Origin of the sequence: Cupriavidus sp. IDO (assembly GCF_000812465.1) — a bacterium.
GTDB lineage: Bacteria > Pseudomonadota > Gammaproteobacteria > Burkholderiales > Burkholderiaceae > Cupriavidus.
The window spans coordinates 107,681-132,751 of sequence record NZ_JWMA01000018.1; the positions used below are offsets into that span (position 1 = coordinate 107,681).

Sequence of the window (25,071 nt, forward strand, 5' to 3'; positions counted from 1 at the left end):
TCACCTTTCTCTTGCATGGCAGATTTCCACGAATTCTATCCCCTGCGTCGCCACAATACATTCGGATTCGACGTCCGCGCGCGCTTTGCCGTGCATGTGCGCAGCGAAGCTGACCTGCTGGCAGCCCTTGCAGACCCGCGTGGCCACGGCCTGCCGCTGGTGGTGCTTGGCGGCGGCAGCAACGTGGTCCTGACTGGCGATCTCGAGGCGCTGGTGCTGCTGATGGAGATTCCCGGCTACCAGATCGAAAGCGATGACCAAGCGTGGCGGGTGACGGCCGGCGCCGGCGAGAACTGGAACGACCTGGTCGGGCGCACCATCGCCGATGGCCTGCCAGGCCTGGAGAACCTTGCGCTGATTCCCGGCACGGCCGGCGCGGCGCCGATCCAGAACATCGGCGCCTATGGCGTGGAACTGCGCGAGCGCTTCGCCGGGCTGCGCGCCTATGACCGCCAGACCGGGACGTTCGTCTCCCTGGACTTGCAGCAGTGCGAGTTCGGCTATCGCGACAGCCTGTTCAAGCAGGCCGGGTATGGCCGCTACATCATCACGGCGGTGACGCTGCGCCTGCCGCGCCAGTGGCAACCTGTGCTGGCCTACGGCGAACTCGCGCGCGAGTTGGAAGCCAATCCCGCGCCCGACGCCGCGGCGATCCGGGAAGCGGTCATCGCGATCCGCTCTCGCAAGCTGCCCGATCCGGCGCAGGTCGGCAACGCCGGGAGCTTCTTCAAGAATCCGCTGGTCAGCGCCGGGCAACGCGCGGCACTGCTGCAGTCGAATCCCGACCTCGTCAGCTACCCGCAACCCGACGGCAGCTTCAAGCTGGCCGCCGGATGGCTGATCGACCGGTGCGGATTCAAGGGCGTCAGCGACGGCCCGGTGGGTGTCTACGGCAAGCAGGCACTGGTACTGGTCCACCATGGCGGCGGCACGGGAGCCGCGCTGCTGGCGCTGGCCCACCGCATCGCGGATACGGTGGAAGCGCGCTTTGGCGTGCGGATCGAGCCCGAACCAGTCGTGCTCTAACGCCCCGGCCCTCGCCGATCAGCCGAAATGGCAGACGTAGTCGAGGGTTTCCTGCACTTCGATATCGAAGCTGCTGTTGCCCGGCACGCTGAACTGCTGGCCAGCGCCATAGGTTTCCCACGTATCCGAACCCGCGAGCTTGACGCGGCAGACGCCGGCGTTGATTTCCATGATCTCGGGCGCGCCGGTATTGAAGGTCAGGCTGGCCGGGAAAATCACGCCCAGCGTCTTGCGGGTGCCGTCGGCAAACAGCACGGTGTGGCTCACGCACTTGCCATCGAAATACAGATTGGCTTTCTTGACGACTGATACGTTGTCGAATTGGCTCACTTCCATCTCCTTGGGTGTCTGTACGAAAGACGTAAAAAGAGGGGCCATGCCGGCCCCTCAGGTGTTCTCTTGCTGGCCCGCGACGCTCAGTAGCGGCCGCAGAGCAGGTATTCCATCAGCGCCTTCTGCACGTGTAGGCGGTTTTCCGCTTCTTCCCACACCACGCTCTTCGGGCCGTCGATGACCGCGGCCTCGACTTCCTCGCCGCGGTGCGCCGGCAGGCAATGCATGAACAGGGCGTCGGGTTCGGCACGGTCCATCATCGCCGTCGTCACCATCCAGTTCTGGAAGGCGCGCTTGCGGGCATCATTCTCGGCCTCGAAGCCCATGCTGGTCCAGACATCGGTGGTGACCAGGCTCGCGCCCTGGCAGGCCGCCAGCGGATCGTCGAAGACCTTGACGAGGCCCGCCGCCGACGCCGGCACCATGGCCGAATCAAGCTGGTACCCCGGTGGCGCCGAAAAATGGAAGGTGAAGCCGAGACGCTCGGCGGCCTGGATCCAGGTGTACGCCATGTTGTTGGCGTCGCCGATCCACGCCACCGTCTTGCCGCGGATGCTGCCGCGCTGCTCGATGTAGGTGAAGATGTCGGCCAGCACCTGGCACGGATGGTATTCGTTGGTCAGGCCGTTGATGACCGGCACGCGCGAGTGGGCGGCAAAACGCTCGATGATGTCCTGGCCAAAGGTGCGGATCATGATGATGTCCACCATCCGCGAAATGACCTGTGCGGCATCTTCGATCGGCTCGCCGCGGCCCAGCTGCGAGTCACGGGTGTTCAGGAACACCGCGTGGCCGCCCAGCTGGTGGATGCCGGCCTCGAACGACAGGCGCGTGCGCGTTGAATTCTTCTCGAAGATCATGGCCAGCGTGCGGTCGTGCAGCGGATGCCATGTCTCGTAGTTCTTGAACTTGGCCTTCAGGATCCGTGCGCGATCCAGCAGGTACTCGTACTCGTCGGGAGTGAGATCGCTGAACTGGAGGTAATGCTTGATCGGGGTTGAGCTCATAAAACAAAGAAGGCGGCTCGGTGGGGACACGCCGTCACGAGGAATTCATGCCGGAGCGTGTCGCGGAGCCGCCTTTCGCGTCGCTTGCGCCATTTAACTGCAAGAATCATAAGGGATTATTCCTGCTTTGGCGAGCCCGGGCCAACCCGCCCCGGCGCGCATTGACAGGTTTCTGACAGGAATTCGCCGCCCCCCGGCCCTATGCGCAACTCTTATATAAGATATAATACTCGCTGATTCACGCGGGGCCCGGCATACCCTTGCCGCCGCCCGCCGCCGGCATCAAAAGTGCCCCCGCAGACACCGACGCCCCGCCATCCCGGCTGGAAAAAGGAGCGAACCAAACGCTCTCCGGCCGCGTCAAACGGGCGCGCGTTTCGCGGGTTTACCGTCGAGTCTCCAGCCTCACCCGCAGTGTCCAGTCTCATGACCCCCAACGTTCGCGAATATTTCATTCAAGGCATTACCAAGGAAGGCAAGACCTTCCGCCCGAGCGACTGGGCTGAACGACTGTGCGGCGTGATGGCGCAATTCCGCCCCGAGGGCGATAGCGGCGACCCCCGCCTGACCTACTCTCCCTACGTCCGCCCGATCTTCGCCGGCAACGTGAAATGCGTGGTGGTGGATGTGCGCCTGCGCGAGATCGAACCAAAGGCGCTGGATTTCGTGCTGAACTTCGCGCGCGACAACAACCTGCAGCTGGTCGAGGCCTGTTCGCTGGAATAAGCGGCACTGGCGACCGGAGCCGGAAAACAAAAAAGCTCGTCTGACGACGAGCTTTTTTTGTGGGCGGATACCTGAGGCATCCACCGGAGGGCCGCCGAAGCGGCCCAGGCAACTATCAGGCAGCCATCGACTTGATAGCGGCCGACAGGCGCGACTTGTGACGTGCAGCCTTGTTCTTGTGCACGATCTTCTTGTCAGCGATGCTGTCGATCACGGCTTGCGAGTTCTTGAAGATCTCGGCAGCAGCGGCCTTGTCGCCGGCGTCGATCGCCTTGCGGACAGCCTTGACGGCGGTACGCAGACGCGAGCGCAGGCTGGAGTTGTGAGCGTTCTGGGCAACGGCTTGGCGAGCGCGCTTGCGGGCTTGTGCGGAATTTGCCATTTAAATAAGTACCTTGAATTCAGATGCGTGCCGCGGGGGACACAACAATTAAGTCATATCAAGCGACCCGGGATGCACTGACACACGAATCCGGAACGCAACTGTCCTTGTGAATCGGCAATTATACACACAGCAACGCACGCGGCGCAAGGCTGCCGGCAGCCCAGATTCTGGCGAGGGCTTCCGCGCCGGCCGGTCCGTATAATATGCGCCACATCGGCCGGGACGGCGTGGCGCCCCGGCAACTTTGCCGCCCGGATGGCGTCTGAACAGCGTCCCGGCGCCGCACCCAGGGGTGCCTGCGTCACTTCCCCGCCCGATTCACCCGATTCCCGACCCATCTTGAACCTGCTCAAAGCGCTTGCCACCATAAGCAGCCTGACGATGCTCTCGCGCATCACCGGGCTTGTGCGCGAGATCCTGATCGCTCGCGCGTTCGGCGCCTCGGACATGACCGACGCCTTCAACGTGGCCTTCCGCATCCCCAACCTGCTGCGAAGGATCTTTGGCGAAGGCGCGTTCTCCCAGGCGTTCGTCCCGATCCTGGGTGAATACCACGGCAAGCGCGGCGAAGCCGAGACCCGGCAACTGATCGATTCCGTCGCCACCGTCATGACGTGGGCGCTGATGGCGGTCTCCCTGCTGGGCGTGATCGGCGCGCCGCTCGTGATGACCGCCGTGGCAACGGGCTTTCGCGGGCAGAGCGAGACCTACATCGCCGCCGTGTTCATGACCCGGGTGATGTTCCCGTACATCGGGCTGATCTCGCTGGTGGCGCTGGCCTCGGGCATCCTGAACACCTGGCGCAAATTTGCGGTGCCCGCCTTCACGCCGGTGCTGCTCAATCTGTGCCTGATCTTCGCCGCCCTGTTCGTCGGCCCGCACATGCAGCAGCCCATCTATGCGCAGGCGTGGGGCGTGCTGGTCGGCGGCATCCTGCAGCTGGTGATCCAGGTCCCGGCGCTGAAGCGCCTGGGCGTAATGCCGCGCATACGCTTCAATATGCGCGCAGCGTGGGCGGATCAGGGCGTGCGGCGCGTGCTGCGCCAGATGGGCCCGGCACTGCTCGCGGTCTCGGTGGCACAGATCAGCCTGATCATCAACACCAATATCGCCTCGCACCTGGCTGCCGGCAGCGTGTCGTACCTGACCTATGCCGACCGGTTGATGGAGTTCCCAACCGCCCTGCTCGGCGTTGCACTGGGCACGATCCTGCTGCCAAGCCTGTCGAAGGCCAGCGCGCAAGGTGACCGCGGGGAGTACTCCGGACTGCTCGACTGGGGCCTGCGCCTGACCTTCCTGCTGGCCGTGCCGTGCGCGGTCGGCCTGTTCGTGTTCGGCGCACCGCTGACCGCCGTGCTGTTCAACTACGGGAAGTTCAATGCCCACGCGGTGGAGATGACGCGCCAGGCGCTGGTGTCGTACGGCACCGGCCTGCTCGGCCTGATCGTCATCAAGATCCTCGCGCCCGGGTTTTATGCGCGGCAGGACATCCGCACGCCGGTCAAGATCGCGCTGCTGGTGCTGGTCATCACGCAGCTGTGCAACTACCTGTTCGTGCCCTACCTCGGCCACGCGGGGCTGGCGCTGTCGATCAGCGTCGGCGCCTCGATCAACGCCCTGCTCCTGTTCTTCGGCCTGCGCCGGCGCGGCTTGTACAAGCCGGGGCCTGGCTGGTGGCTGTTCCTGGCGCAACTGACCACCTCTGTACTGCTGCTCGCCGGCATGCTGCTCTGGTTTGCGCGCAACTATGACTGGATCGGCCTGGGCGCCACACCGCTGCTGCGCATCGCGCTGCTGGCTTCCTGCCTGGTACTTGCGGCGGTTGTCTACTTCGGTACACTGTGGCTCATGGGCCTGAGATTTTCAGCCTTCAAGCGCCGGGCCGGCTAAGGTGCAGTGAAATCAGCCGGCCGCATCAGGAACCCGCGATGACAACCACGAAAGTCCTGGATTACTTCGCCAGCCTCGTGGCAGACGAAAACGGCATCCCGCTGACCGAAACCGCGCTGTCGGTCGCGCAGGACGCCTACCCGGATCTGGACATACAAGGGGAGTTGGCGGCGCTGGACGTGCTGGCACTTCGCCTGAAGCGCAGGATTGCCGAAGGCACCCCCGCCATCCAGCGGCTGCGTCTGCTGAATCATTTCTTCTACCGCGACCTGGGCTTCGGCCCGAACGCGAACGACTACTACGATCCTGACAACTCCTACCTCAACGTCGTGCTGAAGCAGCGGCGCGGCATCCCGATTTCACTGGCGGTCCTGTACATGGAACTGGGCCAGCAGATCGGACTGCCGCTCAAGGGCGTGTCCTTCCCCAACCATTTCCTGGTGCGCATGTCGATTCCGGCCGGCGAAGTGGTGCTGGACCCGCTCACCGGCGAAACGCTTTCGAAGGAGCAGTTGCAGGAGATGCTCGATCCGCACCTGGAGCGCGAAGGCATTGCCGACCCCAACCAGGTGCCGCTGGGGCTGTTCCTGCAGGCGGCGAGCCATCGGGAGATCGTTGCGCGCATGCTGCGCAACCTGAAGGCGATCTATCTGCAGGAATCGCGCTGGCAGCGGTTGCTGGCGGTGCAGAACCGGCTGGTCATCCTGCTGCCGGGATCGATCGAGGAAGTCCGCGACCGCGGACTGGCGTATGCCAACCTGGAGTGTTTCCGCCCGGCGCTGGCCGATCTGGAAGCTTATGTCCAGGCGCGGCCCGATGCGGCCGACATCACCCAGATTCGCGACCGCATGCCGGCGCTGCGGATGATGAGCCGCAGCCTTAACTAAGGCCGCGGCAATGTCTGAGTCCTATCGCTCTGCTTGCGAGGGGCGCTTGTTGCCCCGCACCAGCTTCCACAGGCCGCCCAGCACCAGCGGCACCACGGCCGCGCCGATGCCGGCCAGCACGATCAGGTTCAGGTACTGCTTGATGAAAGGCAGGTTGCCGAAGAAATAGCCGGCGAACACCAGGCCGGCAACCCAGCCCACGGCCCCGATCACGTTGAAGAACTGGAAGCGCGCGAACGTCATCTGCGATACGCCGGCCACGAACGGCGCAAAGGTACGCACGATGGGGACGAAGCGCGCCATGATCAGCGTCTTGCCGCCATGCCGCTCGTAGAAATCGTGCGTGCGACGCAGCGCATTCTGGTCGAGGAAGCGCCACTGGTGATCGAACACCTTTGGCCCGATCCAGCTGCCGATCATGTAGTTCACGGTGTTGCCACCGATCGCCGCCACCAGCAGCAACCCGATCAGCACCCATTCGTTCATGGCGCCAGTGGCGCAGAACGCCCCGGCGATAAACAGCAGGGAATCGCCCGGCAGGAACGGCACCACGACCAGCCCGGTCTCGGCAAACACGATCGCAGACAGGAGGGCGTAGACCCAGGCGCCATACTGCTGAATGACGGTACCCAGGTATTTGTCGACGTGCAGCAGCATGTCGATGAACTGCAAAGCGAGATCCAAGTCGTTCCCCGTTTCAGGTATTGGTAATAAGCCTAACGCAGCATCATACAAGAGCCGCCCGACGCATTGGTCACCCGACGGGGTGTCCCCTGAGAAACCGGCCCGCGCACGTATAATCGCCGCATGCCAGTTTCCGCCTCCCGCACCGCCCAGCCGCCTCGCCCGATCCGGCCGCTGCCCGACCAGCTCATCAGCCAGATCGCCGCCGGCGAAGTGGTGGAGCGCCCGGCGTCAGTGGTCAAGGAACTGCTCGAGAACGCACTTGACGCCGGCGCCAGCCAGCTCGGCGTCCGGCTGGAAGAAGGCGGCGTGCGCCGCATCGTCATCACCGACAACGGCTGCGGCATTCCTGCCGGCGAACTGCCGGTTGCCCTGATGCGGCATGCCACCAGCAAGATTGCATCGCTCGATGAACTGGAAGCGGTCCTGACGCTCGGCTTTCGCGGCGAGGCGCTGGCCTCGATTGCCTCGGTCTCGCAACTGAGCCTGACCAGCCGGACCGCAGCCGACCCGCATGCCACCCAGGTCAGCGCCGATACCGGCACCTTGCAGCCCGCCTCGGGCGGCGTCGGCACAACCGTCGACGTACAGCATCTCTACTTCAACACGCCAGCGCGCAGAAAGTTCCTCAAATCGGAACAGACCGAACTGGGACATTGCCTGGAGATGGTGCGGCGGGCCGCACTGGCGCGGCCGGACGTGGCCATTTCGGTCCATCACAACGGCAAGCCGCTGGAGCACTGGAACGCCGGCGACGTCGCCACCCGTACCGCGCAGGTGCTAGGCAGCGATTTCGCGCGCGCGCGCCTGCCGCTGGACGAAGCGGCCGACACGCTCCACCTCTATGGCTTTGCCGGCCTGCCGACGGCCTCGCGCGGGCGGCCCGACCAGCAGTATTTCTTCGTCAACGGCCGCTTCGTGCGCGACAAGCTGCTCACGCACGCCGTCCGCAGCGCCTACCAGGACGTGCTGCACGGCGACCGCTTCCCGTCATACGTGCTGTGCCTGGACTTGCCGCCCGAGATGGTCGACGTGAACGTCCACCCGTCCAAGATCGAAGTGCGCTTCCGCGAATCGCGCGCGGTGCACCAGTTCGTCTATCACGCGGTCCAGCGCTGCCTGGCCCGCCAGGCGGGCGAGAACGGCGATAGCCTGCATACCGACGCGGAGGCGCGCGCCGCAGCGGCCATGCCGGTGATGGGAAATGGCGGCTACGCGCCGTCCCCGCGCCCCGGCCAGGGCGCCGGCGGCCAGTGGATCAACTATTCGGCCGCGCGGCAGACCGAGCTTGGCATCGCCCAGCCCCGCCAGGCGTACCTGGGCATGGTGCGCGAAGCCACCAGCCCGGCGATGTCGCGGCCCTACATGCCGTCGTCCCAGCCGCCCGCATGGCTCGCCGATGCCCAGGCCGCCCGCGCCGAGGATCCCCCCGGGCTGCTCGACCGCCTGCCGGCCGGCGCCGCAATAGCGAATGGCAATGCCGGGCAGGACCACCAGACCGACGAACATCCGCTTGGCTATGCCATCGCCCAGTTGCACGGCATCTACGTGCTCGCGCAGAACGCCCGCGGACTGGTGCTGGTGGACATGCATGCCGCGCACGAACGCATCCTGTACGAACAGATCAAGGCCGGACTCGATGCCCGCGACCTCGCCGTGCAGCCGCTGCTGATTCCTGTCACGCTGCCCGCCAGCCCGGTCGAGGTCGGCGCCACCGAAGAACACCAGGAAACGCTGACGCTGCTGGGCTTCGACATCGCCCCGGTGTCGCCCACCACGCTGGCGGTGCGCGCCGTGCCGGCACTGCTGCAGCAGGCCGATGCCGAGGCGCTGGCCCGCGACGTGCTGCGCGACCTGCACGCCTACGGAGGCTCGCGCGTGCTGGCCGAGCGCCGCAACGAACTGCTGGCCACGCTCGCCTGCCATAGCGCGGTGCGCGCCAACCGCAAGCTCACGCTGGAAGAGATGAACGCGCTGCTGCGCCAGATGGAACAGACCGAGCGTGCCGACCAGTGCAACCACGGCCGGCCGACCTGGGTGCAACTGTCGGTGGCGGAGCTTGACCGGTTGTTCCTGCGCGGGCAGTAAGCTTCCGCCCCCGCCTCACGATTCTCCAGTACCTGCGTCCCCGCATTGCCGATGTCCGCCACAACCCAGCCCGCTCCCGTCGTCTGCCTGCTCGGCCCCACCGCCTCCGGCAAGACCGCGGCCGCGCTGGCGCTCGCGCAGCAGGCACCTGTCGAGATCATCAGCCTGGATTCCGCGCTGGTCTATCGCGAGATGGATATCGGCACCGCCAAGCCGACGCCCGATGAGCTGGCCGCCGCGCCGCACCACCTGATCGACATCATCGATCCCGCCGACAGCTACTCGGCCGCGCAATTCGTCACCGATGCCGAGCGGCTGATCGGTGAGATTCGCCAACGGGGCCACGTGCCTCTGATCGTCGGCGGCACCATGCTGTACTACAAGGCGCTGACGCAGGGCCTGAACGACCTGCCGCAGGCCGATCCGGCGCTGCGCGCGGAGCTCGACGCGCTCGCGGCCGAGCGCGGCTGGCCGGCGCTGCACGCGATGCTGGCGGAAGTCGATCCGGTCACTGCCGCACGGCTGGCGCCCAACGATGCCCAGCGCATCCAGCGCGCGCTGGAGATCCACCGCCTGTCCGGGCAGCCCATGTCCGCGCTGCTGGCGCGGCAGGCCGACGAGCGCACCTTCACCGGCGCGGCCGACCAGCGTTACCGCGTGATCGCGCTGGAGCCGTCGGACCGCGCCGTGCTGCACGCACGCATCGAAGCGCGCTACGACGCCATGCTCAAAGGCGGCTTCATCGAAGAGGTCGAACGGCTTCGCGCGCGTGGCGACCTGAATCCGGGTCTGCCGTCGATCCGCTGCGTAGGATACCGGCAGGTGTGGGAGTACCTGGACGGCGAGACCGGCTACGACACCATGCGCGAACGCGGGCTGGCCGCCACGCGCCAGCTTTGCAAGCGCCAGCTGACCTGGCTGCGCAGCACGCCGGAGCGGCTCGTGGTGGATTGCCTGGCGCCGGACTACGTCGCGCAGGTCGCGAGACTGGCTGACTTGACGCACTGATTCGGCCATCGCCAGTTTGTGACGATTAGACGATAATCGGCGTTCGTCCTTTCCTCTGCCGACGTTCCATGTCTTCGTCTTCCCACACCTTCGCCCTGCGCGCCGCCACGGCCGCCGACAGCACCGCGCTGTTCAACCTGATCTCTGCACTGGCCGAGTACGAGAAACTGACCCACCTGGTCGAAGCCACGCCGCAGAAGATCGAGCAGGCGCTGTTCGGCCCGCGCCCGCTGGCCGAGGCCGTGCTGGTCGAAGTCGCGACCGATGCCGGCGTGCAACCCGTCGGCTTTGCCCTCTTCTTCCACAACTTCTCGACCTTCCTCGCCAAACCCGGCCTGTACCTGGAAGACCTGTACGTCGATCCAGCCTGGCGCGGTCACGGCCTTGGCAAGGCCTTGCTCAGGCATCTTGCGGCGCTGGCGGTCGAGCGCGGCTGCGGGCGTTTCGAGTGGTCGGTGCTTGACTGGAACACGCCTTCGATCGAGTTCTACAAGGCGATGGGCGCCGATGTCATGCCAGACTGGCGCATCTGCCGGGTCACGGGCGAAGCGTTGACACGGCTCGGCTCGCCGGAATAAGCGGGGTTTACGGCAAACAAAAAAGGCACATGCCATCGCATGTGCCTTTCTTATTGGCTTGAAGCCGGCCGGTGCCGGCTCGCCGTGCTCAGACCACCACGGTCTGCGCCTGGCCTTCAGCGCGCTCGCGGATTTCGCCGATCTCCCAGACCGCCTCGCCGGCAGCCTGCAGATGGCGAACCGCACGTTCGGCGTCTTCCTTAGCCACGATGACGACCATGCCGATGCCGCAGTTGAACACGCGGTGCATTTCATCGTCGGCCACGCGGCCCTGTGCCTGCAGCCACTGGAACAGCGGCGGCAGCGTCCAGGCGTCGCGCTGCAGCACGGCGGTCACGTTCTGCGCCAGCACGCGCGGCACGTTCTCGGTCAGGCCGCCGCCGGTGATGTGGGCCATGCCCTTGACCGGCAGCGTTTCGATCAGCGATAGCAGCGGCTTCACGTAGATGCGCGTCGGCGCCATGATGGCGTCCTGCAGGCGCTGGCCATGGAAGTCGGCGTTCAGGTCCGGCCTGGCGACCTCGATGATCTTGCGCACCAGCGAGTAGCCGTTTGAATGCGCGCCCGACGAGGCCAGGCCCAGCACCACGTCGCCCGGGGTGATGGTGCTGCCGTCGATGATCTTCTTCTTCTCGACCGCGCCAACCGCAAAGCCGGCCAGGTCGTATTCGCCGTCCGGGTACATGCTCGGCATTTCAGCGGTTTCGCCGCCGATCAGCGCGCAGCCGGCCAGTTCGCAACCGCGGGCGATGCCCTGGATCACGGTGGCGGCGGTGTCCACATCGAGCTTGCCGCAGGCGAAGTAGTCGAGGAAGAACAGCGGCTCGGCGCCCTGCACCAGGATGTCGTTGACGCTCATGGCGACCAGGTCCTGGCCGACGGTGTCGTGGCGGTTGAGCTGGAAGGCCAGCTTGAGCTTGGTGCCCACGCCGTCGGTGCCCGAAACCAGCACGGGCTCCTGGTACTTCTTCGACAGTTCGAACAGCGCACCGAACCCGCCGATGCCCGCCATCACGCCTTCGCGCATGGTGCGCTTGGCAAACGGCTTGATGCGGTCGACCAGCGCGTCGCCGGCATCGATGTCAACACCGGCGTCGCGGTAGGAAAGGCCTGCCTGGCCGGCGGTCGGGGATGCGCTCATGAGAACCTGCTTGTCTTTGAGGAAGTAAAGTGAGGAATCCGGCGCTCGGGCGAGCCTGTCAGGTGCGGAGGGCGGGCGCGAGTCCAGTAGAATCGCAATTTTAACGGATAGAGGCACCCGGCTTCCAGTTTCCGGCCAGATTTGCGCCAGTTCCGCGCCAGAAACCCGCCAGCGCCGCCATAGCCGCCCATTGATGAACGCCCCGCTGCTGACCCAAGAGACCAAACGCGTCCTGCTCTGGATCGTCGTAGCGATCGCACTCTTCGCCGCCATCGTCGCGCTGGCGCCGGTACTCACCCCCTTCCTGTTCGCCTTCATCTTCGCCTACATCCTCAATCCGGGCGTGGACTGGATGGAGCGCCGCCGCGTGCCGCGCGCCATCGGCGTGACGCTGATGATCCTGCTGCTGACGGTGATCTGCGTCATGCTGGTACTGCTGTTTATCGCCGTGCTGCAACGGGAGATTCCCCAGGTCCGCGAACAGTTGCCGGTCCTGCTGAAAAAGCTCAATTCGGTGGTGGCGCCGCGCCTGGCCGAGTTCGGCGTACGCGTGCGCTTTGACTTCCCCGGCCTACGCAACATGCTGTCGGACCGCTTTTCCGCCAGCCCGGAAGACCTGCTGGCGGTGCTGCTGAACTACGTCAAGGTGTCCGGCACCGCGCTGATCACGGTGGCAGGCATCGTGTTCATCGTCCCCATCGTCATGTTCTACCTGATGATGGACTGGCATATGGTGATGCGCCGGATCGAGGGCGTGGTGCCGCGGCGCTGGGTGCCAAAAGTGCGGGAACTGAGCAACGAGACCGATGCGCTGCTGTCGCAATACCTGCGCGGCCAGATCCTGGTGATGGTGATTCTGGCCGCGATCTATTCGATCGGCCTGACCATCGCAGGCTTCGATATCGGGGTGCCGGTGGGTGTTTTTACCGGCCTGGCGGTATTTATCCCGTATATTGGCTTCGGGGTCGGCCTGGCCATGGCGATTGTCGCGGCGCTGCTGCAGTTCGGCAGCTGGTACGGACTGGCGGCGGTGGCGGTGGTGTATGGCATCGGCCAGTTCGTCGAAAGCTTCTACCTGACCCCACGGCTCGTGGGCGAGCGGATCGGGCTGCACCCGCTGGTGGTGATATTTGCCCTGCTTGCCTTTGGCCAGCTGTTTGGGTTCTTCGGCGTGCTGCTGGCGCTACCCACCTGCGCGGTGCTGCTGGTCGGCGCCAGGCAGTTGCGTCGCGTTTACCTGGCCAGCGACCTCTACCGAAAATAAGCGAAAATAACCGGTTGTCTGCGCCCCGAGCCAGGCGCAAGCGACCGAAAAGCCACCCCGCAAGTTAGCCAACCGTCATGTCCCCGCGTCCCAAGCAACTATCGCTCGAGCTTGGCAGCCCACCGCCTTCGACCTTCGAGAACTTCGTCGTCGCGTCGAACCGCGAGCCGGTGCAGCGCCTGCGCGACCTACCCGCCGCCGTGGCGCAGGAGCGCGCCACCGACCGGCTGGTCTACCTCTGGGGCGAAGTGGGCTGCGGCCGTACCCACCTGCTGCACGCAGTATGCGAAGCGACCCCGCAGACCGGCATCAACTGCCGCTACCTGAGCCCGCACCACCCGCTGTCCGATTTCCTGTTCGACCCGTCCTGCCAGCTCTACACGGTGGACGACGTCGAATTGCTCGACGAGGCCCGCCAGATCGCGGTGTTCTCGCTGTATAACGAGGTCCGGGCCCACGTGCGCACGGCGTTGGTCGTGGCCGGCGGCATGGCGCCGCGCGCGATGCCCGTGCGCGAGGACCTGCGCACCCGCCTAGGATGGGGCCTGGTGTACCAGGTCGCCCCGCTGTCCGACGAAGACAAGATGGCGGCCGTGCTGCAGGCGGCGCGCGAACGCGGGCTGCAGCTTTCGCCCGAGATCGCGCACTGGCTGGTGACCCGCCACTACCGCGACATGCCGAGCCTGATGGCCCTGCTTGACGCACTCGACACCTACTCGCTGGAACGCAAACGGCCGGTGACCCTGCCGCTGCTGCGCGAAATGTTCGCGGAATTCCGGGACTGATCCCGTGAAACCGCCACGGCCGGGCACATGGCGCCCACGTCACCGACCGGCCAACTCCCCTTAAGGTAAAATCGCCGCCCATGAATCTGGCACTCTTTGATCTCGACCACACCCTGATCCCGACCGACAGCGACCACGAATGGGGGCGCTTCCTGGTCCGCCTGGGCGTTGTCGACGAGGAAATCTACCGCCGCAAGAACGACGAGTTCTACGGCCACTACAAGGCCGGCACCTTGGATATCCAGGCCTTCCTGCGCTTCGCGCTGGCACCGCTGGCCGCCAATCCGCGCGACCGCCTGGACGAGATGCGCGCCCGCTTCATGCATGAGGTGATCGACCCGGTCATCACCCCGCAGGCCCGCGCACTGGTCTGCAAGCACCTGGAGGCCGGCGACCTGTGCGCCGTGGTCACCGCCACCAACAGCTTCGTCACCGCGCCGATCGCGGCGGCCTTCGGCATCAAGCACCTGATCGCCACCGAGCCCGCCACCGTCGACGGCAAGCCGGAAAGCCAGTTCACCGGCGAAGTCGATGGCATGCCAAGCTTCCGCGAGGGCAAGATCACCCGCGTCGACGCATGGCTCAAGAGCCAGGGCGCGCAGTGGGAAAACTTCGAGACCACCACCTTCTACAGCGATTCGGCCAACGACCTGCCCCTGCTGGAAAAAGTCAGCGAGCCGATCGCCACCAACCCGGACGATCGCCTGCGCCATCACGCCGCCGCGGCCGGCTGGCGCATCATGGATCTGTTCTGACGTGATAAAAAAACTCATCAACCGGCTGCTGGGCAAACCCGGCCCGAAGCAGCGGCGTATCGGCCGCGCCCATACGCCGCGCATCGTTACCGTCGACGAACATCGCATCGATCCGACGCTGCTTTCGCGCAATGCCGTAAAGGTCACTTCCACACTGCAACAGGCCGGCTACCAGGCCTTTATCGTGGGCGGCGCCGTTCGCGACCTGCTGCTGGGCATCAAGCCCAAGGATTTCGACGTCGCCACCAACGCCACCCCGGACCAGGTGCAGGCGCTGTTCCGCCGTTCGCGCATCATCGGGCGGCGTTTCCAGATCGTGCACGTGACGTTCTACGGCGGGCGCGAACAGGAAATCATCGAAGTCTCGACCTTCCGCGCGCTGGTGGATGCCATTGCCAGCGAAACGCTGCCGGAAGGCCGCCGCATGAAGCGTGCCGAGCTGGATACGAAGACGCACGCGATCGACGCCTCGGGCCGCGTGCTGCGCGACAATGTGTGGGGCTCGCAGGCCGAGGACGCGGAACGCCGCGACTTCACCATCAATGCGATGTACTACGATCCGGCCGCGCAGACCGTGCATGACTACCATCACGGCATGGAAGACATCCGCGCCCGCACGCTGCGCATGATCGGCGACCCGGTCACGCGCTACCGCGAGGACCCGGTGCGCATGCTGCGCGTGGTGCGCTTCGCGGCCAAGACCGGCTTCGACATCGACGAGGCCACGCGCCAGCCGATCGCCGGGCTCGCGTCGCTGATCCACAACGTGCCGAGCGCGCGCCTGTTCGACGAAATGCTCAAGCTGCTGATGTCGGGCCACGCCTGGGCATCGCTGCAGGAACTGCGCAAGGCCGGCCTGCACAAGGGCCTGCTGCCGCTGCTGGACGTGGCGCTCGAGCAGCCGATGGGCGAGCGCTTCGTGCAGCTGGCGCTGGACAACACCGATCGCCGCGTCCAGGCCGGCAAGCCGGTATCGCCCGGCTTCCTGTTTGCCGCGCTGCTGTGGCACCACGTCCTGCAGCGCTGGAGCAAGCTGCGCGAGGAAGGCGAGCACGCCATCGCCGCGCTCAATACGGCCATGGATATGGTGCTGGAACGGCAGACCGGCCAGCTGGCGATCCAGCGCCGCTTTGTCACGGACATGCGCGATATCTGGGGCATGCAGCCGCGTTTCGAGAAGCGCGTGGGCCGCATGCCGTTCCGCCTGCTGGAGTCGCCGCGTTTCCGCGCCGGCTTCGACTTCCTGCATCTGCGCTGCCAGTCGGGCGAGCTGCCGGCGGAGCTGGCCGAATGGTGGCAGGCGTTCCAGGATGCGGCGCCGGACCAGCGCGAAGACCTGATCGATTCGCTGCGCGCCGCGCGCGGCCCGGCGGCCGATGGCGAGGCACCGGCGCGCAAGAAGCGCCGCCGGCGCAGTCCGCGGAAATCGGATAAAGTGTCCTCCCGGAGCGACACGGACGCTGGACAGGATGCAAATCCCGGCCGCGGCCAGCCGGAGGATTCGTAAATGACACTTGCCTTTATCGGCATCGGCGCCAACCTGGGCGATGCCAGCCAGGCGCTCAAGGACGCGATCGTGTGCCTGGCCCAGCAGGTCGGCATCACGGTGCTGGCGCGCTCCTCGATGTACCGTACGGCGCCTGTCGATGCCACCGGCGACGACTATTACAACGCGGTGGTCAAGGTGCAGACCTCGTTCACCGCCGCGCAGCTGCTGCGCATCTGCCACCACATCGAAGACCAGTTCGGCCGGGAGCGTCCCTTTCGCAACGCGCCGCGCACGCTGGACCTCGACCTGCTGGTATTCGGCAACGAACAGCACACCGCAGACAATCTGACCGTGCCGCACCCGCGCGTGACGGCACGTGCCTTCACGCTGGTGCCGCTGCTCGAGCTCGATCCGGAACTGGTGATCCCCGGCTTCGGCCGCGCCGCCGACCATCTGCCGGGCGTGGAGGACCAGCGGATCGAGAAGATCTCCACCTGCAAATGCCTGCGCCTGTCGTCCGCCGGCGACGCTGGCGCTGCCGGCTGAACACCACAGGCGCGCGCTCGCTGCACCGCCGCTGAACCGCCCGATCGCCATGCTCGAACACCTGCGCCGCATCGTGGTTGAAGGCCCCGTCGGGTCCGGCAAGACCGCGCTGGCCCAGCGGCTGGCTCATACGCTGCACACGGCAGAACTGCCTGACGGCGCACGCAACAATCCGTTCCTGGAACGTTTCTATCGCGAGCCGGCGCGCTACGCGCTGCCGATGCAGCTCCATTGCCTCAACCAGCGCGCCGACCAGCTGCAGCAGTGGCAGAACGCCCTGCTGGCCGGCCAGCGCATGGTGAGCAATTTCCTCTTTGCGAAGGACCGTCTCTACGCCGCGCTGACGCTGCCCGAGGACGAACTGGCCATTTATGACGCCATCGCCGCCAGGCTGAAGCTGCCGCCGCAGCGCACGGACCTGGTGATCATGCTGCAGGCCACGCCTTCCCTGCTGCGCGAGCGCATCGCCCGGCGCGGCGACCCGGCCGAGGCCGGCATCGACGAAAACTACCTGCAACGGCTGACCGATGCCTACGGTGAGCTGTTCCACCGCTACGACGAAGCACCCGTGCTGATCGTGGACACCGCCCACTTCAATCCGGTGGACAACGACGGCGATTTCCGTACACTACTGTCGCGCATCGAAAACATGCGCGGCCGCAAGGCCTTTCTCAATCTCGCTGCGCCCTGACAGGCCCCGCCTGGCAGACATACACAATAACGACAGCAGTTGTTGCCGCGCAGGGGGCCTCCCGGCCCGGCATCCGCGTGCGCGACGCGCCCCGGGTCCGCACCGGCCGCTCCCGGCGCCGCCAACAGCCGTCATAGACGGGCACCGCCATGAGCTACCTCCTCGATCCCTCCCGCAAGACCGTCACGATCCCCAGGCTGCAGGCCATGCGCGCCGCCGACGAAAAGATCGTGATGCTGACCGCCTACGACTCCAGCTTCGCCGCGCTGCTCGACTATTGCGGCGTGGAAGTGATCCTGGTCGGCGACTCGCTCGGCAATGTGATGCAGGGCCAGCAGACCACGCTGCCGGTCACGCTGGAACAGATGGCCTATCACACCGAATGCGTGGCCCGCGGCAACCAGACCGCGCTGGTGATGGCGGACCTGCCGTTCGGCACCTACCCCACGCCGGAAACCGCCTTTACCAGCGCCGTTACGCTGATGAAGGCCGGCGCGCAGATGGTCAAGCTCGAAGGCGGCGACTGGCTCGCGCCCATCGTCAAGTTCCTGGTCGAGCGCAGCATTCCGGTATGCGCGCACATTGGCCTCACGCCGCAGTCGGTCCACGCGCTGGGCGGCTTCAAGGTGCAGGGCAAGACCGGCGAAAGCGCGGCGCAGCTCAAGCGCGACGCGCTCGCGCTGCAGGCCGCCGGCGCGCAGGTGGTGCTGATGGAAGCCGTGCCGGCAACGCTGGCCGGCGAGATCACGCAACTGCTGACGGTCCCCACCATCGGCATCGGCGCTGGCGTGGACTGCTCCGGCCAGGTGCTGGTGCTGCAGGACATGCTCAACGTCTATCCCGGCCGCAAGGCCAAGTTCGTGCGCAACTTCATGGAAGGCCAGACCTCGATCGAGGGCGCCGTACGCGCGTACGTCGCCGCGGTGAAGGACCGCAGCTTCCCGGCCGCCGAGCACACCTTCTCGGCCTGACCGCCGGTGGAGATCGGAACCGCCACCGCCGAAGCCTTCCGCCTGCTCGCCAGCGGCGACGCCGCGCTGTGGTTCATCGTATGGACTTCGCTGATGGTGGCGGTGCTGGGACTGGCGATTGCGACGGCGCCGGCGGTCGGCGCGGCCTGGCTGATCGCCACGCACCGGTTCCCGGGCCGGCGCGCCGTGGTGGTGGTGGCGCAGGCCTTCCTCTCCTTCCCGACCGTGCTGGTCGGGCTGATCCTCTACCTGTTGCTGACGCGACAGGGGCCGCTGGGCAGCTTCGGACTGCTGTTCACGCCTTCGGGCATGGTGCTCGGACAGGCCGTAATCGGCTTCCCGGTAGTGCTGGCGTTTTCGCTGTCCACGCTGCAGGGCGCTGATGCACGCTTGCGCGAAACCGCCTGGGTGCTGGGCGCAGGCCACTGGCGCACCTTCGTCACGGTGATCCGCGAACTGCGTTTCGGGCTGATGGCAGCGGTGGTGGCGGGCTTCGGCCGGGTCATTGCCGAAGTGGGCTCGGCGCTGATGATCGGCGGCAATATCGAAGGCTCGACCCGCACCATCACCACCGCCATCGCCCTCGAAACCAGCAAGGGTGAATTCGCACAGGGCATTGCGCTGGGCATCGTGCTGGTGGCGCTGGCGCTGCTGGTCAACATCGGACTGTCCTGGCTGCAAGGCGCCGGAGGATTCCGCCGATGAACGCCGCATCGTCTCCGGTTCTGACCGTACGCGGACTGGCACGCACCATCGGCGCGCGCCGCCTGTTCGATATCACAGAGCTCGCATTTCCGCGCGCGACGGCCATCGTGCTGACCGGCGTCAACGGCGCGGGCAAATCCACCTTGCTGCGCATGGTGGCCGGGCTGGAGCCGGCGCCCGGCGCCACGGCACACTGGACCGACACACACGGCTCATCTCGCAGTGCACCGCTGGACCCGTTCCCGCTAGAACTGCGCCAGCGCATCGCCTACCTGCACCAGCATCCGTATCTGTTCCGCACCTCGGTACGCGAGAATATCGCCTACGGGCTGCGTGCGCGGGGCCTTCCGCGTCATGAAGTTGCGCGCCGGGTTGGCGAGGCGCTCGGCTGGGCCGGCATCTCGCACGTGCAGGACACCGCGCCGGAGCGCCTGTCAGGCGGCGAAGTCCAGCGCGTGGCGCTGGCGCGCGCCAAGGTGCTGGAGCCGGAACTGTTGCTGCTGGACGAACCCACCTCGAGCCTCGACGGCCACGCGCGCGAGCAGGTCATTGCGCTGGTGCGCGAACTCGCCGACGAAGGCCGGACCGTGGTGATGATCTGCCATGACCGCGACCTGATCAACCTGCCCGGCGTGGTGCGCTGGAAGCTGGGCGACGGCCACCTCGATACGCATCACCGCTAGTCAACGGACAGCTTCAGTTTCGCTGGCATCGCGTCGCGCAGGGCATTGGCCACCACGATCGATTCCGCCCGCGCCAGCATGGCGCGGGTGATGACTGCCTCCGACGCAGGCGTGTCGAACAACGCATCGCCCTCTTCCAGCATCACCGCACGCATCACGCCCGGCAGGATGTCGGCCGAGAGCGGCGGCGTCAGCCAGCGGCCATCCACCTTGACGAAGACGGAGCTGCGCCCGCCTTCGAGCAGCTCGCCGCGCGTGTTGAAGAAGAGGCGGTCGAAGCAGCCATCGCGCTCGGCGGCCTGCCAGCCGGCATCGAAGACCGCGCGTGCGCTGGTCTTGTGGCGGCGCATCGGATCGGCGTCCGCAAGCGGCTCCGCGGCCAGGTCGACCATGACAGGTGATGCGCCGAGCGGCGCCAGTGCTCCGCTGGCGAAGGTCAGTGCTCCCGCCTTGTTCACGCTCATGCGCAGGCGCCACGTGCCCGCGCCAAGGCGCACCGCCTCGGCCTGCACCGCGGCCCTTGCCGCCGCAAGATCAAACGCAAAGCCGAAGGCCGCGGCCGATGCCGCCAGCCGGGACAGATGCCGTTCCGGCCGGAGGCATCTGCCGTCTTCCGCGCGCATGGTTTCGAACAGCGTGAAACCGGGATCGTGGCGCGTCAGGAAGCGGGCCTTCCAGCCGCATTCGGCAAATTCTTCGGCCGCCACGCTGTCATGCACGATGCCGCCGCCCACGCCCATCTCGCCCGCGCGCAGGCCGTCCGCAGCCGGCGCGGCAAGCACCAGCGTGCGGATCGCGACAGACAGAGCAAAGGGACCGATTCCGCTGTCGGCGGCAACCGGTGCATCCAGCCAGCCGATCGCCCCCGTGTAGAGTCCGCGCGGCGCCGCTTCCAGCTCGGCAATGATCTGCATGGTGCGACGCTTGGGCGCGCCGGTGATCGAGCCGCATGGGAACAACGCTGCAAGCAGTTCGGAGAACGCCGTGCCCGCCCTCGCCGTGGCTGTCACGGTGGAAGTCATCTGCAGCACCGCGCCGAAGGGCTGCACCGAAAAGCGCTCCGGCACCGCCACGCTCCCGGGCTGCGCGACGCGTCCGAGGTCATTGCGCAGCAGGTCGACGATCATCACGTTCTCGGCGCGATTCTTGGCATCGGCCGCCAGCGCCGCCGCGGCTTCGGCATCGCGCGCGGGATCGCCGGAGCGTGGCGCGGTGCCCTTCATCGGGCGCGTCAGCAGATGGCCGTGGCCATCATGGCTCACGAACAGCTCGGGCGAAAGCGACAGCACCCATCCGTCACCGGGCAGGCAGGCCAGCGCCGCGAACGGCACGGGTTGGGCGGCACGCAGCGCGGCGAACAAAGCCATGGGATCGCCGAAGGCGGAGAACCGCAGGCGCTGCGTGAAGTTGACCTGGTATGTGTCGCCGGCCTCGATCCACTGATGGATACGGGCAATGCCTTCGTCGAATGCCTCGCGCGAGGTGTCGGAGGCTACGTTCATCATTCCCGCCGGGGATTGGGCCTCGGCCTGTTCCGCCAGCCATGCAGCCACGCCCTGCGTATCCATGCGCCGCAGCTGACGGAACCACAGCAGCCGCAACGCGCCGTCGTGGAACGGCAAGCCGGTTCCCGTGTGGACGGGCGCGCCCACCAGCGGGCCGCCGAATTCGTACGGGGCAAATAGCGTAGCGTGCCAGCCTCGGCGCCAGCCGTCAGCGAGCATGGCATCGATCTGCGCGACATCGCTGCCGACCGCGAAGACGTCTTCGCGTGCGAAGCCGGTATAGAGGCGCGACGCGGCTTGCCCCGCCGGTGCCGTGGCGTCATCGAGAAGGACGAAGACCTCTTCTCCGGCTGGCGGTGTGCTCCCCTCGCCCGCTTGCGGGAGAGGGGCCGGGGGTGAGGGCGGAGGCTGGATGCTTGCTACCACGGGAAAATCTTCAGGAAAGACAGAACTGCGAGCGCGAGGAGGAAACGGCGGGACAACGACGCATTATCGCGCGGCGGAAGAGCGTGAGGTAATTGACTGGGCTGGTAGCGATGGCAGCGCCTGCCTCTCCCCCGGCCCCTCTCCCCCAAGCGGGAGAGGGGAGGAACACACAGTGGGGGCCGGGCAACGTTGTCCACAAAACAAAAAACCGGCCACGCTTTCACATGGCCGGTCTCTGACAACACACCGATTCAGCTGAAGAAGCTCTTCACCTTGTCCAGCCAGGACTGCTCCTGCGGGCTGTGGCGCGAGCCGCCTTCGTGCACCGAGCGGTCGAACTGGCGCAGCATGTCCTTCTGCGCCTCGGTCAGCTTCACGGGCGTCTCCACGTTCACATGCACGTAGAGGTCGCCCGGATAGCCCGAACGCACACCCTTGATGCCCTTGCCGCGCAGGCGGAAGGTCTTGCCGGCCTGCGTGCCTTCCGGTACGGGGAAGCTGGCCTTGCCGCCCAGCGTGGGCACTTCCAGGTCGCCGCCCAGCGCCGCGGTGGCGAAGGAGATCGGCATCTGGCAGTGCAGGTCGTCGCCGTCGCGCTCGAACACGGCATGCGGCTTGATGTGGACTTCCACGTACAGGTCACCGGGGGGGCCGCCGTTGATGCCAGGCTCGCCGTTGCCGGACGAGCGGATGCGCATGCCTTCGTCGATGCCGGCCGGGATCTTCACTTCCAGCGTCTTCTGCGACTTCAGCTTGCCCTGGCCGTGGCACTTGGTGCACGGCTTGGGAATGAACTTGCCGCTGCCGTGGCACTTCGGGCAGGTCTGCTGCATGGTGAAGAAGCCCTGCGACACGCGCACCTGGCCCACGCCGTTACAGGTCGGGCAGGTCTCGACGCTCGAGCCCGGCTCGGCGCCGTTGCCGTGGCAGTGATCGCATTCGTCCCAGTGCGGCACGCGGATCTGCGCCTCGTGGCCGTGCGCGGCCTGCTCCAGCGAGATCTCCATGCTGTAGCGCAGGTCGGCGCCACGGTAGGCCTGCGGGCCGCCGCCACCGCGACGGCCACCGGCCTGCTGGCCGAAGATGTCGCCGAAGATGTCGCCGAACGCCTCGGCAAAGCCGCCGTAACCCTGGCCGCCGCCGAAGCCGCCAGCCATGTTCGGATCCACGCCGGCATGGCCATACTGGTCGTATGCCGCCTTCTTCTCCGAATCGGAAAGCATCTCGTAGGCCTCTTTGACCTCCTTGAATTTTTCCTCGGATTCCTTGTTGTCCGGATTGCGGTCCGGGTGGTACTTCATCGCGAGCTTGCGATAAGCCTTCTTGATCTCGTCGTCGCTCGCGTTCTTGCCTACCCCGAGCACTTCGTAGTAGTCACGTTTTGCCATGGTGGCTCTTACCTGATTGGCCTGGCATGCGCGTCCGGCGCAGGCCTGGCGAATAGCAAAAAAGCCGAGCGAGGCATCCGACCGTGGTTACCCACCTGGTCCGATGTCCGTCGCCCGGCGTCGGGGAGGCGGAGATCACTCTCCGCCGGCCCGATTACTTCTTGTCGTTGACTTCCTTGAATTCGGCGTCCACAACGTTGTCGTCCTGCGGCTGGGCCTGCTGCTGGCCACCGGCCGCACCGGCCGCACCGGCCGCACCGGCCGCGCCGGCTTCGCCGGACTTGGCCTGCATGTCGGCGTAGACCTTCTCGCCCAGCTTCTGGCTGACTTCGGACAGCGCGTTGACCTTGGCGTCGATCTCGGCCTTGTCGCCGCCGCGCGCGGCGTCTTCCAGTTCCTTGATCGCAGCTTCGATCTTTTCCTTCTCGCCGCCTTCCAGCTTGTCGCCGTATTCGGTCAGCGCCTTCTTGGTCGAGTGGATCAGCGCGTCGGCCTGGTTGCGGGCATCGGCCAGCTCGCGGGCCTTCTTGTCTTCCTCGGCGTTGGCCTCGGCGTCCTTCACCATGCGCTGGATCTCATCTTCCGACAGGCCCGAGTTCGCCTTGATGGTGATCCGGTTTTCCTTGCCGGTGGCCTTGTCCTTGGCGCCCACGTGCAGGATGCCGTTGGCGTCGATGTCGAACGAGACTTCGATCTGCGGCATGCCGCGCGGTGCCGGCGCAATGCCTTCGAGGTTGAACTCGCCCAGCAGCTTGTTGCCGGTCGCCATCTCGCGCTCGCCCTGGTACACCTTGATGGTCACTGCCGGCTGGTTGTCGTCAGCCGTCGAGAACACCTGCGCATGCTTGGTCGGGATGGTGGTGTTCTTGGTGATCATCTTGGTCATCACGCCGCCCAGGGTTTCAATACCCAGCGACAGCGGCGTCACGTCCAGCAGCAGCACGTCGGTACGGTCGCCCGACAGGACCGAGCCCTGGATCGCGGCACCCACGGCCACGGCTTCGTCCGGGTTCACGTCCTTGCGCGCTTCCTTGCCGAAGAACTCCTTGACCTGTTCCTGCACCTTGGGCATGCGGGTCATGCCGCCGACCAGGATCACGTCGTCGATGTCGCTCACCTTGACGCCCGCATCCTTGATGGCGATGCGGCACGGTTCGATGGTGCGCGTGATCAGCTCTTCCACCAGGGATTCGAGCTTGGCACGGGTCATCTTCAGGTTCAGGTGCTTCGGACCCGAGGCATCGGCCGTGATGTACGGCAGGTTGATCTCGGTCTGCTGCGAGCTCGACAGCTCGATCTTGGCCTTTTCAGCGGCTTCCTTCAGGCGCTGCAGCGCGAGCACGTCCTTGGACAGGTCGACGCCCTGGTCCTTCTTGAACTCGCTGATGATGTAGTCGATGATGCGCTGGTCGAAGTCTTCGCCGCCCAGGAACGTATCGCCGTTGGTCGACAGCACTTCGAATTGCTTCTCGCCGTCCACGTCCGCGATCTCGATGATCGAGATATCGAAGGTACCGCCGCCGAGGTCATACACGGCGATCTTGCGGTCGCCCTTCTCGTTCTTGTCCATGCCGAACGCCAGCGCGGCCGCGGTCGGCTCGTTGATGATGCGCTTGACGTCCAGGCCGGCGATGCGGCCGGCATCCTTGGTGGCCTGGCGCTGCGAGTCGTTGAAGTACGCCGGCACGGTGATCACGGCTTCGGTCACCGGCTCGCCGAGATAGTCCTCGGCCGTCTTCTTCATCTTGCGCAGCACTTCGGCGGAAACCTGCGGCGGCGCCAGCTTCTGGTCGCGCACCGACACCCATGCGTCGCCGTTGTCGGCCTTGACGATGGAGTACGGCATCAGGCCGATGTCCTTCTGGACTTCCTTCTCTTCGAACTTGCGGCCGATCAGGCGCTTCACCGCGTACAGGGTGTTGCGCGGGTTCGTGACGGCCTGGCGCTTGGCGGGTGCCCCGACCAGGATCTCGCCGTCTTCCATGTAGGCGATGATCGACGGGGTGGTGCGGGCGCCTTCGGAATTTTCGATGACCTTGGGGGTGTTGCCCTCCAGGATCGAGACGCAGCTATTGGTGGTACCGAGGTCGATACCGATGATCTTACCCAT

General features: G+C 66.1%; 24 protein-coding genes. 16 read left to right on the top strand and 8 right to left on the bottom strand.

Annotated elements, in window-relative coordinates:
* Positions 1-15: 15 nt before the first annotated feature.
* Entirely contained in the window at positions 16-1,026 is a 1,011-nt protein-coding gene (gene murB / locus RM96_RS06650; protein ID WP_039009013.1) for a UDP-N-acetylmuramate dehydrogenase, read from the top strand.
* A gap of 18 nt (positions 1,027-1,044) precedes the next feature.
* On the opposite strand, the gene ppnP is transcribed toward murB, so the two are convergent.
* Positions 1,045-1,356, bottom strand: a complete 312-nt coding sequence (gene ppnP, locus RM96_RS06655; protein WP_039009016.1) for a pyrimidine/purine nucleoside phosphorylase — start codon at positions 1,354-1,356, stop codon at positions 1,045-1,047.
* A gap of 86 nt (positions 1,357-1,442) precedes the next feature.
* A complete protein-coding gene (argF, locus tag RM96_RS06660) occupies positions 1,443-2,366 on the bottom strand; it encodes an ornithine carbamoyltransferase (RefSeq protein WP_039009018.1) in 924 nt (307 codons plus the stop codon).
* 426 nt (positions 2,367-2,792) lie between these two features.
* On the opposite strand from argF, the gene RM96_RS06665 reads away from it, so the two are divergent.
* Positions 2,793-3,092 carry a DUF3579 domain-containing protein gene (locus RM96_RS06665; protein WP_039009020.1) on the top strand — a complete coding sequence of 100 codons (300 nt, stop codon included), beginning with the start codon at positions 2,793-2,795 and terminating at the stop codon, positions 3,090-3,092.
* A 115-nt stretch (positions 3,093-3,207) separates the two neighbouring features.
* Here RM96_RS06665 and rpsT read toward each other — a convergent pair whose 3' ends face one another.
* Positions 3,208-3,474 (bottom strand): 30S ribosomal protein S20, encoded by a 267-nt coding sequence (rpsT, locus tag RM96_RS06670; protein WP_010815010.1) that lies wholly within the window; start codon positions 3,472-3,474, stop codon positions 3,208-3,210.
* A gap of 342 nt (positions 3,475-3,816) precedes the next feature.
* Here rpsT and murJ point away from each other — a divergent pair, with 342 nt between their 5' ends.
* Positions 3,817-5,367, top strand: a complete 1,551-nt coding sequence (murJ, locus tag RM96_RS06675) for a murein biosynthesis integral membrane protein MurJ (protein ID WP_039009023.1) — start codon at positions 3,817-3,819, stop codon at positions 5,365-5,367.
* A 38-nt stretch (positions 5,368-5,405) separates the two neighbouring features.
* Positions 5,406-6,254: a SirB1 family protein gene (locus tag RM96_RS06680; RefSeq protein WP_039009025.1), complete on the top strand. Its 849-nt coding sequence runs from the start codon at positions 5,406-5,408 to the stop codon at positions 6,252-6,254.
* Positions 6,255-6,275: 21 nt separating this feature from the next.
* Here RM96_RS06680 and RM96_RS06685 read toward each other — a convergent pair whose 3' ends face one another.
* A complete protein-coding gene (locus RM96_RS06685; protein WP_039009026.1) occupies positions 6,276-6,926 on the bottom strand; it encodes a VTT domain-containing protein in 651 nt (216 codons plus the stop codon).
* Between the two features lie 135 nt (positions 6,927-7,061).
* On the opposite strand from RM96_RS06685, the gene mutL reads away from it, so the two are divergent.
* The 3 genes from mutL (at position 7,062) to RM96_RS06700 (ending at position 10,612) form a co-directional block, all read left to right on the top strand.
* A complete protein-coding gene (mutL, locus tag RM96_RS06690; RefSeq protein ID WP_039009029.1) occupies positions 7,062-9,026 on the top strand; it encodes a DNA mismatch repair endonuclease MutL in 1,965 nt (654 codons plus the stop codon).
* 51 nt (positions 9,027-9,077) lie between these two features.
* Positions 9,078-10,034: a tRNA (adenosine(37)-N6)-dimethylallyltransferase MiaA gene (gene miaA / locus RM96_RS06695; RefSeq protein WP_039009031.1), complete on the top strand. Its 957-nt coding sequence runs from the start codon at positions 9,078-9,080 to the stop codon at positions 10,032-10,034.
* A 68-nt stretch (positions 10,035-10,102) separates the two neighbouring features.
* Positions 10,103-10,612: a GNAT family N-acetyltransferase gene (locus tag RM96_RS06700; RefSeq protein ID WP_039009034.1), complete on the top strand. Its 510-nt coding sequence runs from the start codon at positions 10,103-10,105 to the stop codon at positions 10,610-10,612.
* Positions 10,613-10,700: 88 nt separating this feature from the next.
* Here the strand turns inward: RM96_RS06700 and purM are convergent, their stop codons facing one another.
* The gene (gene purM, locus RM96_RS06705; RefSeq protein ID WP_039009037.1) at positions 10,701-11,753 is read right to left on the bottom strand and encodes a phosphoribosylformylglycinamidine cyclo-ligase; all 1,053 of its coding nucleotides are present in this window, start codon (positions 11,751-11,753) and stop codon (positions 10,701-10,703) included.
* 193 nt (positions 11,754-11,946) lie between these two features.
* Between purM and RM96_RS06710 the strand changes: the two genes are divergently transcribed.
* From RM96_RS06710 to RM96_RS06750, 9 genes are all read left to right on the top strand, one after another.
* A complete protein-coding gene (locus RM96_RS06710) occupies positions 11,947-13,017 on the top strand; it encodes an AI-2E family transporter (RefSeq protein ID WP_039009039.1) in 1,071 nt (356 codons plus the stop codon).
* Positions 13,018-13,094: 77 nt separating this feature from the next.
* Positions 13,095-13,802 carry a DnaA regulatory inactivator Hda gene (gene hda / locus RM96_RS06715; RefSeq protein ID WP_039009041.1) on the top strand — a complete coding sequence of 236 codons (708 nt, stop codon included), beginning with the start codon at positions 13,095-13,097 and terminating at the stop codon, positions 13,800-13,802.
* Positions 13,803-13,882: 80 nt separating this feature from the next.
* Positions 13,883-14,557 carry an HAD family hydrolase gene (locus tag RM96_RS06720; RefSeq protein ID WP_039009043.1) on the top strand — a complete coding sequence of 225 codons (675 nt, stop codon included), beginning with the start codon at positions 13,883-13,885 and terminating at the stop codon, positions 14,555-14,557.
* A 1-nt stretch (position 14,558) separates the two neighbouring features.
* Positions 14,559-16,064: a polynucleotide adenylyltransferase PcnB gene (gene pcnB / locus RM96_RS06725; RefSeq protein ID WP_039009045.1), complete on the top strand. Its 1,506-nt coding sequence runs from the start codon at positions 14,559-14,561 to the stop codon at positions 16,062-16,064.
* On the top strand, positions 16,065-16,592 hold the full coding sequence (gene folK / locus RM96_RS06730) for a 2-amino-4-hydroxy-6-hydroxymethyldihydropteridine diphosphokinase (RefSeq protein WP_039009046.1): 528 nt from the start codon (positions 16,065-16,067) through the stop codon (positions 16,590-16,592).
* Between the two features lie 49 nt (positions 16,593-16,641).
* A complete protein-coding gene (locus RM96_RS06735; protein WP_039009048.1) occupies positions 16,642-17,283 on the top strand; it encodes a deoxynucleoside kinase in 642 nt (213 codons plus the stop codon).
* Between the two features lie 149 nt (positions 17,284-17,432).
* A complete protein-coding gene (gene panB / locus RM96_RS06740; RefSeq protein ID WP_039009050.1) occupies positions 17,433-18,254 on the top strand; it encodes a 3-methyl-2-oxobutanoate hydroxymethyltransferase in 822 nt (273 codons plus the stop codon).
* Positions 18,255-18,260: 6 nt separating this feature from the next.
* On the top strand, positions 18,261-18,959 hold the full coding sequence (locus RM96_RS06745; protein WP_039009052.1) for an ABC transporter permease: 699 nt from the start codon (positions 18,261-18,263) through the stop codon (positions 18,957-18,959).
* A complete protein-coding gene (locus RM96_RS06750) occupies positions 18,956-19,642 on the top strand; it encodes an energy-coupling factor ABC transporter ATP-binding protein (RefSeq protein ID WP_039009054.1) in 687 nt (228 codons plus the stop codon). Before RM96_RS06745 ends, RM96_RS06750 begins: the two co-directional genes overlap by 4 nt.
* On the opposite strand, the gene pabB is transcribed toward RM96_RS06750, so the two are convergent.
* The 3 genes from pabB to dnaK all read right to left on the bottom strand — a co-directional run bounded on the left by pabB (position 19,639) and on the right by dnaK (position 25,071).
* A complete protein-coding gene (gene pabB, locus RM96_RS06755) occupies positions 19,639-21,573 on the bottom strand; it encodes an aminodeoxychorismate synthase component I (RefSeq protein WP_039009056.1) in 1,935 nt (644 codons plus the stop codon). The genes RM96_RS06750 and pabB overlap by 4 nt on opposite strands.
* A 251-nt stretch (positions 21,574-21,824) precedes the next feature.
* Complete coding sequence (gene dnaJ / locus RM96_RS06760) at positions 21,825-22,961, bottom strand: molecular chaperone DnaJ (protein ID WP_039009058.1); 1,137 nt, start codon at positions 22,959-22,961, stop codon at positions 21,825-21,827.
* Positions 22,962-23,115: 154 nt separating this feature from the next.
* A complete protein-coding gene (gene dnaK / locus RM96_RS06765; protein WP_039009059.1) occupies positions 23,116-25,071 on the bottom strand; it encodes a molecular chaperone DnaK in 1,956 nt (651 codons plus the stop codon).